Source organism: Streptomyces beihaiensis (assembly GCF_026274175.1).
Lineage (GTDB): Bacteria > Actinomycetota > Actinomycetes > Streptomycetales > Streptomycetaceae > Streptomyces > Streptomyces beihaiensis.
This window is the reverse complement of sequence record NZ_JAPHNL010000106.1, coordinates 1-10240: the sequence shown is the minus strand read 5'-3', so window position 1 is coordinate 10240 and position 10240 is coordinate 1. Positions and strand designations below refer to the sequence as shown.

Sequence of the window (10240 nt, the reverse complement as noted above, 5' to 3'; positions counted from 1 at the left end):
CCGCCTGGGCCGCCGCCTGGGCCGGCAGGGCTGCCTGGGCCGGCAGGGCTGCCTGGGCCGGCAGGGCTGCCTGGGCCGGCAGGGCTGCCTGGGCTGGCAGGGCGGGCGAGGCGGCACCCCCTTCGCACCGGGATGTTTCGCCTGGGCCCGACCCCGGCGTGGCTCCTGGTGTGGTTCCGGGCGCGGCTCCGGGCATGGCTTCGGGCGCGGCTCCCGGCCTGGCCCCCGGCCCTGGCACAGGCACAGGACCCGCCCCAGGCGCGGTCTCCGCCCCCGGAACCCGCTCCGGCCCCGGCACGGGCGCGGACCCCAGAACCCGCTCCGGCCCCGGCACGGGCGCGGACCCCAGAACCCGCTCCGGTCCCGGCACGTGCCCCGGCCCCGGCACGGGACTCGGCACGGGCGCGGACCCCGGAACCTGCCCCGGCCCCGGCACGGGACCCGGCACGGGCGCGGACCCCGGAACCCGCCCCGGCCCCGGCACGAGACCCAGCCCTGACGTGGCCTCCAGGACCTCCCCGTACGCGGCCCGCAGCACCGGCCCCGGGTCGACCCCCATCTCCTCGGCGAGCTGTCCCCGGGTCCGGTGGTACTGCTCAAGCGCGTCGGACTGCCGCCCCGCCCGGTGCAGCGCCCGGATCAGCGCGGCGATCAACGGCTCCCGCAACGGATGCGCCACGGCCTCCCCGCCGAGCAGCGTCACGGCCCGCTCGTCCGCCCCCAACTGGGCATAAATGGCCGCGAGTTGCTCGACCGTAGCGAGGCGGCGTTCCACCAGTGCGGCCGCGGCGGCGGTCAGCGGCGCGGTGGCGACCGTGCCGCCCAGCGCGTCCCCCTGCCACAGCGCGAGCGCTTCCCGCAGCATCAGTGCCGCGTCGGACGGGTCGCGCTGCCGCCGGGCCAGGGTGACCAGTTCGTCGAAGCGGCGTACGTCGAGCAGCGTCTCGGGCAGCTGCAGCGCGTACGCCCGGCTCTGCGTGGTCAGTTCGACGCCGTACGCGTCGAGCCCCGCCTCGCCGATCAACGCGCGTAGCCGGGAGACGTGCCCCTGGATGACGGTGCGCGCGTGCCGTGGCGGCTCGTCGTCCCAGAGCGCCTCGGTGAGCGTGTCGACGGAGACGGCGGCCGGGGAGCGCAGCAGCAGCATCGCGAGCAGGCTGCGCCGCTTGACGGGGCCGAGCGGCACCGCGCCCGAGCCGCCGTTGACCGACACGGGTCCGAGGAGCTGGAACTCCATATGGTCTGCACTCTCCCGGCGGCCCGACGTCACTCGCGTACGAGACTATCGCCGCCGGTCACCGGCGTGTCACGGCGGCTCGACGGGCAGGGCGGCAGGAGGGGAGGGTGCCCGGGGTCTGTCCGGCCGCCCAGGCGGGGCTCGGGAGGCCGCCCCCGGTCGGTGCCGCGACCCCGGCAGGATCCGCCGGGCAGGCCCTAACTGTCCAGGAACGCCAGCAGCGCGTTGGCGAGCATGTGCGGGTCGTCGGCGCCGCACAGCTCACGCACGCTGTGCATGGACAGGATCGCGACGCCGATGTCGACGGTCTTGATCCCGTGGCGGGCGGCGGTGATCGGCCCGATGGTGGTGCCGCAGGGCATCGCGTTGTGGGAGACGAAGGACTGGAACGGCACGTTCGCCTTCTCGCACGCCGCCGCGAACACGGCGCGGCCCACGCCGTCGGTGGCGTAACGGTTGTTGACGTTGACCTTGAGGATCGGGCCGCCGTTGGCGCGCGGGTGGTGCGTCGGGTCGTGGCGCTCACCGTAGTTGGGGTGGACGGCGTGACCGGTGTCCGACGACAGGCAGACCGTGCCCGCGAAGGCGCGTGCCCTGTCCTCGTACGAGCCGCCGCGCGCGAACACCGACCGCTCAAGGACGCCGCCGAGCAGCGGGCCGTCGGCGCCGGTGTCGGACTGCGAGCCGTTCTCCTCGTGGTCGAAGGCCGCGAGGACGGGGATGTACGCCGGTTCGCCCTCGCCCTCGCCCTTGCCCTCGGCGTCGATGCCGTCGTCCGCGGCGGCCGCGCGTCGGCTCGCCTCGGCCAGCGCGGCCGTGCAGGCGTGCACGGACAGCAGGTTGTCCATACGCGGCCCGGCGACGAGCTCCTTGTCACGGCCGAGGTAGGAGGGACGCTCGATGGAGTACGTCATCAGGTCCCAGCCGGTGACGGCGCCGCGTTCGAGCCCGTACTCGTCCTCCAGGAAGTGCAGCAGGTCGCCTTCGTTCACCTCGCTGCCCAGGCCCCAGACGGGCTGCATGTGGCGCTGCTTGTCGAGCTTGAGGCCGTCGGAGGTGACGGAGCGGTCCAGGTGGATGGCGAGCTGCGGCACGCGCAGCAGCGCCCGGTCGATGTCGACGAGCCGCGTCGTCCCGTCGCGCAGCGAGATCCGTCCGGCCAGGCCCAGGTCGCGGTCGAGCCAGGAGTTGAGCAGCGGACCGCCGTAGATCTCGACGGCGATCTGCCGCCAGCCGCCCGAGCCCATGTCGGGCTGCGGCTTGACACGCAGGTTGGGCGAGTCGGTGTGGGCGCCGACGATCCGGAACGGCGTGTGCGGCCGCGCGCCGCGCGGCACGTACCAGGCGATGACGGCGCCGCCGCGCGTGACGTACTTCCCTCCGCTGGTCCCGTCCCACGCCTCGGTCTCCGTGACCTCCTTGAACCCGGCCTTCTCCAGGCGCGCGGCCACGTTCGCCACGGCGTGGTACGGGGTGGGGCTCGCGGCGAGGAAGGACATCAGGTCGTCGGTGTGCCCGCGATCGAAGGGGCCGGAGGGTGTGTGCATGCGGCAAGGGTAGGCCCTTCCCTGCCGGGGGCGCCCGCCCGTGTGCCGTGCCTCCGCGGGGTGCGTGGGGGCGGAGGGAGCGTGACCAGCCGCGGACAAGACAACCCGCACCCGCCGGACAGCACCACCCCGCGGACGCCCACGCGGAAAGGCCCGCCGTCCCCGGAAGGGGCGGCGGGCCTCAGCCACGAACCGGCTCGGCGGAGCCTGACTCGGCGGAGCCTAGAACGCCGCCTCGTCCAGCTCCATCACGTCCAGGCCGGAGGCACTCGTGGCCTGCGCCAGCTTCCGCGCGCCCGTGACGCCCGGCAGGACGTTCGCCGCGAAGAACTTCGCCGCCGCGACCTTGCCCTGGTAGAACGCGGCGTCCTTGCCCGCCGCACCCGAGGCCAGCTTCTCCGCCGCCACGGCCGCGCCCTTGAGCAGCAGGTAGCCGACGACGACGTCACCCGAGGCCATCAGCAGACGGGTCGTGTTGAGGCCCACCTTGTAGATGTTCTTGGCGTCCTGCTCCGTGGCGCCCAGGTCGGTCAGCATGACGCCGACGATGGCCTCCAGCTCGACCGCGGCCTTGGCGAGCGACTCGCGCGCCCCGGCCAGCTCCTCGCCGCCGGTCTCCACCGCGAGGAACTTCTTGATCTCCTCGGCGAGCCCGTTCAGCGCGGCGCCCTGGTTGCGGACGATCTTGCGGAAGAAGAAGTCCTGGCCCTGGATGGCCGTCGTGCCCTCGTACAGCGTGTCGATCTTCGAGTCACGGATGTACTGCTCGATCGGGTACTCCTGCAGGAAGCCGGAGCCGCCGAACGTCTGGAGCGACTGGGCGAGCTGCTCGTAGCCCTTCTCCGAGCCGTAGCCCTTCACGATCGGCAGGAGCAGGTCGTTGAGCGCGTGCGCGACGCTCGCGTCCTCGCCCGCGGCCTCCTTGGCCTGGATCTCGTCCTGGACGGACGCGGTGTAGAGGACCAGGGAGCGCATGCCCTCCGCGTACGCCTTCTGCGTGAGCAGCGAGCGGCGTACGTCCGGGTGGTGCGTGATGGTGACCTTCGGGGCGGACTTGTCCATGAACTGGGCGAGGTCCGGGCCCTGCACGCGCTCCTTGGCGTACTCCAGGGCGTTGAGGTAACCCGTCGACAGCGTGGAGATCGCCTTCGTGCCGACCATCATGCGGGCGAACTCGATGATGCGGAACATCTGGCGGATGCCGTCGTGCTTGTCGCCGATCAGCCAGCCCTTGGCGGGGTGCTTGTCGCCGAACGTCATCTCGCACGTGTTGGACGCCTTGAGGCCCATCTTGTGCTCGACGTTGGTCGCGTACACGCCGTTGCGCTCGCCCAGCTCGCCGGTCTCCCAGTCGAACTCGAACTTCGGGACCAGGAACAGGGACAGGCCCTTGGTGCCGGGGCCGTGGCCCTCGGGGCGGGCGAGGACGTAGTGGAGGATGTTCTCCGACATGTCGTGCTCACCCGACGTGATGAACCGCTTCACGCCCTCGATGTGCCAGGAGCCGTCCTCCTGCTGCACGGCCTTGGTGCGACCCGCGCCCACGTCCGAGCCGGCGTCCGGCTCGGTGAGCACCATGGTGGAGCCCCACTGCTTCTCGACGGCGATCTCGGCGATCTTCTTCTGCGCCTCGTTGCCCTCCTCGAAGAGGATGCCGGCGAACGCGGGGCCGGACGAGTACATCCAGATCGCCGGGTTGGCGCCCAGGATCAGCTCGGCGTGGGCCCAGATGAGCGAGCGCGGGGCGGTGGTGCCGCCGATCTCCTCGGGCAGGCCGAGCCGCCAGTACTCGGAGTCCATGAACGCCTTGTAGGACTTCTTGAAGGAGGCGGGGACCGGCGCCGTGTTGGTCTCCGGGTCGAAGACCGGGGGGTTGCGGTCGGCGTCGGCGAAGGACTCGGCCAGGTCGTTCTCGGAGAGGCGGGCGACCTCCTCGAGGATGCTCTTGGCGGTCTCGACGTCCATCTCCGCGAACGGACCGGAGCCGTACAGCTTGTCGCGGCCGAGCACCTCGAAGAGGTTGAACTCGATGTCGCGGAGATTCGACTTGTAGTGCCCCATGGCGACGGCTCCGTAATGGCTTGGGAGGGAACGTCCTCGATACACGTACCAACTGGTAGCTCCCAGGATGCTACCCGCCGGTAATAAGATTCAACCCCTTCCGGGCATCTGTGATGCTCCCAACTGCGCCCCGTGCGCCGCTGCCGTTCGAGTGAACGCGTGGAGCGGGGGCGGCTCGGTACGCTGTGCCCCATGTACGGCTACGAGCAGAACCCGGGTGCCGGGCACGCCGGGCAGCAGTACGCGCCCCCGCAGCAGGGCATGCAGGACATGCACGGAATGCAGGGCATGCAGGGCGGTGGCGCGTACGGGCAGCAGGCGCCCCCGCTGTACCCGGAGCCGTCGCCCCCGTCGCTCGCCGACGCCGTCCGCGCGTTCACCACGGGCTCGATGTCCGCCGAGGACTTCCAGCAGATCTTCTCGACGTCGAAGGTCTACTGCCCGCGCGGCGACACTCCTGGCTTCCTGGCCCTGCACAACACCCAGCAGCCGGTGATCCCCATGTTCACCACGCTCAAGGAGCTGCGTCGGTACGCGGGCAAGGAGTCCAAGTACTTCGTCATCACCGGCGCCGAGGTGATCGACCTGCTGCCCACCGGATACGGCTTCGTCCTCGACATGGAGGGCGAGCACCGGATGGTCTTCGACGCGAAGGCGGTCGAGGAGATGGTCGACTTCGCGATGCGCCGCATGTACGGCTGACATCGGCCCAGGTCGCAGGCCGGCGAACGCCCGGAGGGAATGCCCTCCGGGCGTTCCGCGTTGTCGCGACTGGCAGAAAGTTCAGTGTTCAACTAAAGTTGGGCCGCGAGGACACAAGGAGGTCCCCCATGCCTGCCGTGACTGTCGAGAATCCGCTGACCCTGCCCCGAGTGGCCGCACCGGCGGACGCCGTGGCCCGCCCGGTGCTCGCCGTGACGACCGCGCCCAGCGGTTTCGAAGGGGAGGGCTTCCCGGTGCGCCGCGCGTTCGCCGGAATCAACTACAAGTACCTCGACCCGTTCATCATGATGGACCAGATGGGCGAGGTGGAGTACGAAGCCGGAGAGCCCAAAGGCACGCCGTGGCATCCGCACCGCGGCTTCGAGACCGTCACGTACATCATCGACGGGACCTTCGTGCACCGGGACTCGCACGGGGGCGGCGGCACCATCACCAACGGCGACACCCAGTGGATGACGGCGGGCTCCGGTCTGCTGCACATCGAGACCCCGCCCGAGGAACTCGTCATGTCCGGCGGTCTCTTCCACGGCTTGCAGCTGTGGGTGAACCTGCCCGCGGCCGACAAGATGAAGAACCCCCGCTACCAGGACATCCGCGGCGGCCAGGTCAAGCTCCTGACCACGGCCGACGGTGGCGCGCTGCTCCGCGTCATCGCCGGTGAGCTCGACGGGAACGAGGGCCCCGGCATCACCCACACCCCGATCACGATGGTGCACGCCACCGTCCGCCCCGGCGCCGAGGTGACGCTGCCCTGGCGCGAGGACTACAACGGCCTCGTGTACGTCCTCGCCGGCCGCGGCACCACGGGCGCCGAGCGCCGGCCCGTCCACACGGGCCAGACCGCGGTCTTCGGCGCGGGTTCGGCACTGACGGTGCGCGCGGACGAGTCCCAGGACGGGAACACCCCCGACCTGGAGGTCGTCGTCCTCGGCGGGCGTCCGATCCGCGAGCCGATGGCCCACTACGGACCGTTCGTCATGAACACCCGCGCCGAACTCCAGCGGGCCTTCGACGACTTCCAGGCGGGCCGCCTGGGCGTCATCCCGACCGAGGAGCGCCTGCCGCACACGTGAGTCGACTGACTGCCCGTCACCCGCGTGGACCCGTCCGCCGGGTGCCGGGCGCTCGGGCGTGATCACCTGGCAGGGTGCAGACCGGTCGTCAGCGTCCACCCGAACCCGTCGCCCGTCTCCTTCCCGAGCCCGCCCGCCGCACCGCCGCCTGGTGTGCCGTGGTGCTGCTCGTCGCGGGTGTGGCCTGGGTGGGAATCCGGTTGTGCGTGGAGTTCAAGACGGCCGTCGTGCCGGTGCTGCTCGCGTTGCTCGCGACCGGGCTGCTGCGGCCCGTGCACCTCGCGCTGCGCCGCGCCAAGGTGCAGCAGTCGCTGTCGGCGGGGCTGACGTGTGCGCTGATCCTCGTCGTCGTGGGCGGCGCCGGGTACGTCGTGGTGCGGGCGCTGATCGACACCGGCGACGAGATCGTGGCCTCGGTCAAGCAGGCCGTCAAGGATCTCTCCGAGCACTTCGGGACCCGGGTGATCGACCTGAACAATCTCGCCGGCAACGCTCAGGACCTGATCAAGAAGTACGGAGGGAGCGCGGCGTCCGGAGTCATCAACGGGCTCAGTATCGCCGGGGAGATCGCCGCCATGGCCGTGCTCGCGCTGCTGCTCTCCTTCTTCTTCCTGCGCGACGCCGGACGGTTCCGCCGAGCGTTGCGGCAGGCCGCCCCCGGGCCGGGCGGTGAGACCCTTGAGGCCATCGCGCGAAGGGCGTTCGCCGCGATCTCCGGGTTCATGCGCGGCACCACGCTCATCGCGCTCATCGACGCCACCTTCATCGGGGTCGGGCTCCTCGTGCTGCGGGTGCCGGGGGCCGTGGGGCTCGCCGCCCTCGTGTTCGTGGGGGCTTACATCCCTTACCTCGGTGCCTTCATCTCCGGAGCCGTCGCCATCCTGGTCGCGCTCGCCGACCGGGGGTTCGTCATCGCCGCGTGGGCGCTGGCCGTCGTGCTCGCCGTGCAGGTGCTCGAAGGGCACGTGCTGCAGCCGCTGATCCAGTCGCGCACCGTGCAGATGCACCCGGCGGCGGTGCTGCTCGCGCTCACGGCCGGAGCCTCCGTCGCGGGGATTCTCGGCATGCTGCTGGCGGTGCCGTTGACGGCGGCCGCGTTCGGCGTGGTGAATGAACTGCGTGCGCGCTATGCGGGCGGGGGCGGCGCTGACGCGGGGGTCGTTTCACGTGAAACCGGAACCGAAACCGGGGGCGGGGGCGTGGGCGGGGGCGGCCCGGGTCAGGGCTTTGGCCCCGGCTCGTAGGAGTTCTCCGGGCCCTCCCGCGGCTTGTCCGGCTCGTGCAGCTCGAACCAGATGCTCTTGCCCTCGCCCCTCGGGTCCACGCCCCACCGCTCGGCGAGCAGCTCCATCAGGACCAGGCCGCGGCCGGACGAGGCCAGCTCACCGGGCCTGCGTCTGTGCGGCAGGTCGTCGGAGGCGTCCGCGACCTCCACGCGCAGGCGGCGCGGGCCGCCGCCGCTGGTGACCTCGGCGACCATCAGGGCGTCGCCGTCGGTGTGGACGAGGACGTTGGTGACCATCTCGGAGATGAGCAGCACGGCGGAGTCGAGCTGGTCGTCGTCCGTCCAGTCGTGCAGCAGCTCCCGCAGCTGCTGGCGGGCGTCCGCGATGCGCTCGGGCTGGGCCTGCGCGATGGTCATGGCGGTGCGCCGGGCCGTGGTGGGCGCACGCGCGGGGACGGTGCGGCGCAGCAGGAGCAGCGCGATGTCGTCCTCGCGGCGGTCGGCGAGGGGCCCCGTCGTGTAGTGCGAGGACGGGCCGTGAACCGCCTGGACCAGGGCGTCGGCCAGGTCCTCCAGCGGCTCCGTCTTCTGGGCGGGCTCCTCCGTGTGCCCGCCGCTCGGCTCCCGTTCCCCGCTCGCCTCGAAGGGCCGGCCCTCCTCAAGGACGGAGCGGATCCGCGACCAGCCGGTGTCCAGGTCGTGGCCGCCCGTCTCGACCAGGCCGTCCGTGCAGATCAGCAGCGTCTCCCCGGCCTCCAGGACGAGCCGGGTCGTCGGGTAGTCGGCGTCCGGGTCGATGCCCAGCGGCAGGCCGCCCTCGGTGGGCCGCATCATGACCGTGCCGTCGGTCATGCGTATCGCGGGGTCGGGGTGGCCCGCGCGGGCGAGCTCGAGGACGCCGGTGGCCGGGTCGGCCTCCACGTACAGGCAGGTCGCGAAGCGCGGGTCGGCGTCGGCGTCCTCCGCCTCCCCGATGCCGTACAGGAACCGGGAGGCTCGGGAGAGGACCGCGTCGGGGCGGTGGCCCTCGGAGGCGTAGGCGCGCAGGGCGATGCGCAGCTGGCCCATGAGGCCGGCCGCGCGTACGTCATGGCCCTGTACGTCGCCGATGACCAGGGCGATCCGGCCGTTGGGCAGCGGGATCATGTCGTACCAGTCGCCGCCGACCTGGAGGCCGCCGCCGGTCGGCACGTAGCGGGCGGCGATGCTCAGGCCGGGAATCTCCGGGCCGAGCCGGGGAAGCATCGTCTTCTGCAGCCCGTCCGTCAGCTCGCGCTCCGACTCGGCGGCCCAGGAGCGGGAGAGGGCCTGGGCGAGCATGCGGGCGACCGTGGTGAGCACCGAGCGTTCGTCGGGCGTGAACGACACCCGGTAGGCGAAGCCCGCCATCCACGCGCCGATGGTGCGGCCCGCGACGACCAGCGGCAGGAACGCCCACGACTGGCGGTGGAAGCGGGCGGCGAGCGGCCAGGCGGACGGGTAGCGGGTGCGGTACTCCTCCGGTGAGGAGAGGTAGACGGCGCGGCCGGTGCGGACGACTTCGGCGGCCGGATAGTCGGTGTCCAGGGCCATGTCGGTGAACGGCCCCTCCTCGCCCGCCTGCTGCCCGTGGTGGCCGATGACGGTGAGCCGGTCTCCCGCGACGCCGAACACGGCGAGGCCCTCCGGGGAGAAGCCCGGCATGGACAGGCCCGCCGCGACCCGTAGCACCTCGGCCGTGGAGGATGCCTCCGCGAGGGCGCGGCCCGCGTCGAGGAGGAACGCCTCGCGCGAGCGCCGCCAGTCGCCGGTGACCGGGGTGCGGGCCGCCGTGCCCGGGGGCTGCTCGGTCACCTCCTGGAGCGTGCCTATCAGCTCGTACGAGCCCGGGGTGTCGCCGTGGACGACGGGGCGGCAGCGGGAGCGGACCGTCCGGATGACGTGGCCCTGCTCGTCCATGATGCGCAGGCGCGCCTCGGCGAGGGTGCCCTCGGCGACGGCGAGCTGCACGACGCCGTCGATCTCGTTCCAGTCGACCGGGTGGAAGCGGGCCCTGGCGCCTGCCTCCGAGAGGGTGACCTGGCGTGCGGGCAGGCCGACGAGCCGGGCGGCCTCGGCGTCGAACGTGACGACGCCCGCCCGGTTGTCCCAGCGCCACAGGCCGGTCGCGAGAGCGGCGAGGACGTCCTCCACCGGAGGGAGGGGCTCACCAGTGCGCATGGCCCCACTCTAAGAAGGGGTGATCGCTCCCGGCCACCAGAGGCTCCGCCGGGGGGCCGGAGCCACGGGCTGGGCCCGGCCCGTGTGCGCCTGCCGCGCCGGGGTGTCGCCGCGCTGCTACGGGGGTGGGCCGACCGCGCCTGCCCGCCGCACCGGGGTGCCGCCTTGCCCGCCC

General features: G+C 72.3%; 7 protein-coding genes. 3 read left to right on the top strand and 4 right to left on the bottom strand.

The annotated features are described in order from the left end of the window. The 3 genes from OFY01_RS11900 to OFY01_RS11890 all read right to left on the bottom strand — a co-directional run. A partial coding sequence (locus OFY01_RS11900) for an AfsR/SARP family transcriptional regulator (RefSeq protein WP_266599041.1) occupies positions 1–1237 on the bottom strand: 1237 nt, incomplete at its 3' end. 197 nt (positions 1238–1434) lie between these two features. Beyond that, entirely contained in the window at positions 1435–2784 is a 1350-nt protein-coding gene (locus OFY01_RS11895; protein WP_266599039.1) for a M18 family aminopeptidase, read from the bottom strand. A 222-nt stretch (positions 2785–3006) separates the two neighbouring features. Continuing rightward, a complete protein-coding gene (locus tag OFY01_RS11890; RefSeq protein WP_266599037.1) occupies positions 3007–4845 on the bottom strand; it encodes an acyl-CoA dehydrogenase in 1839 nt (612 codons plus the stop codon). Between the two features lie 192 nt (positions 4846–5037). Between OFY01_RS11890 and OFY01_RS11885 the strand changes: the two genes are divergently transcribed. The 3 genes from OFY01_RS11885 to OFY01_RS11875 all read left to right on the top strand — a co-directional run bounded on the left by OFY01_RS11885 (position 5038) and on the right by OFY01_RS11875 (position 7885). Further along, complete coding sequence (locus OFY01_RS11885) at positions 5038–5547, top strand: SseB family protein (protein ID WP_266599035.1); 510 nt, start codon at positions 5038–5040, stop codon at positions 5545–5547. Positions 5548–5675: 128 nt separating this feature from the next. Beyond that, positions 5676–6641 carry a pirin family protein gene (locus OFY01_RS11880; RefSeq protein WP_266599033.1) on the top strand — a complete coding sequence of 322 codons (966 nt, stop codon included), beginning with the start codon at positions 5676–5678 and terminating at the stop codon, positions 6639–6641. A 74-nt stretch (positions 6642–6715) separates the two neighbouring features. Beyond that, positions 6716–7885 carry an AI-2E family transporter gene (locus tag OFY01_RS11875; RefSeq protein WP_266599031.1) on the top strand — a complete coding sequence of 390 codons (1170 nt, stop codon included), beginning with the start codon at positions 6716–6718 and terminating at the stop codon, positions 7883–7885. Here OFY01_RS11875 and OFY01_RS11870 read toward each other — a convergent pair. Next, on the bottom strand, positions 7861–10065 hold the full coding sequence (locus OFY01_RS11870) for an ATP-binding SpoIIE family protein phosphatase (RefSeq protein WP_266599029.1): 2205 nt from the start codon (positions 10063–10065) through the stop codon (positions 7861–7863). The two genes, OFY01_RS11875 and OFY01_RS11870, sit on opposite strands and share 25 nt — an antisense overlap. Positions 10066–10240: the final 175 nt, after the last annotated feature.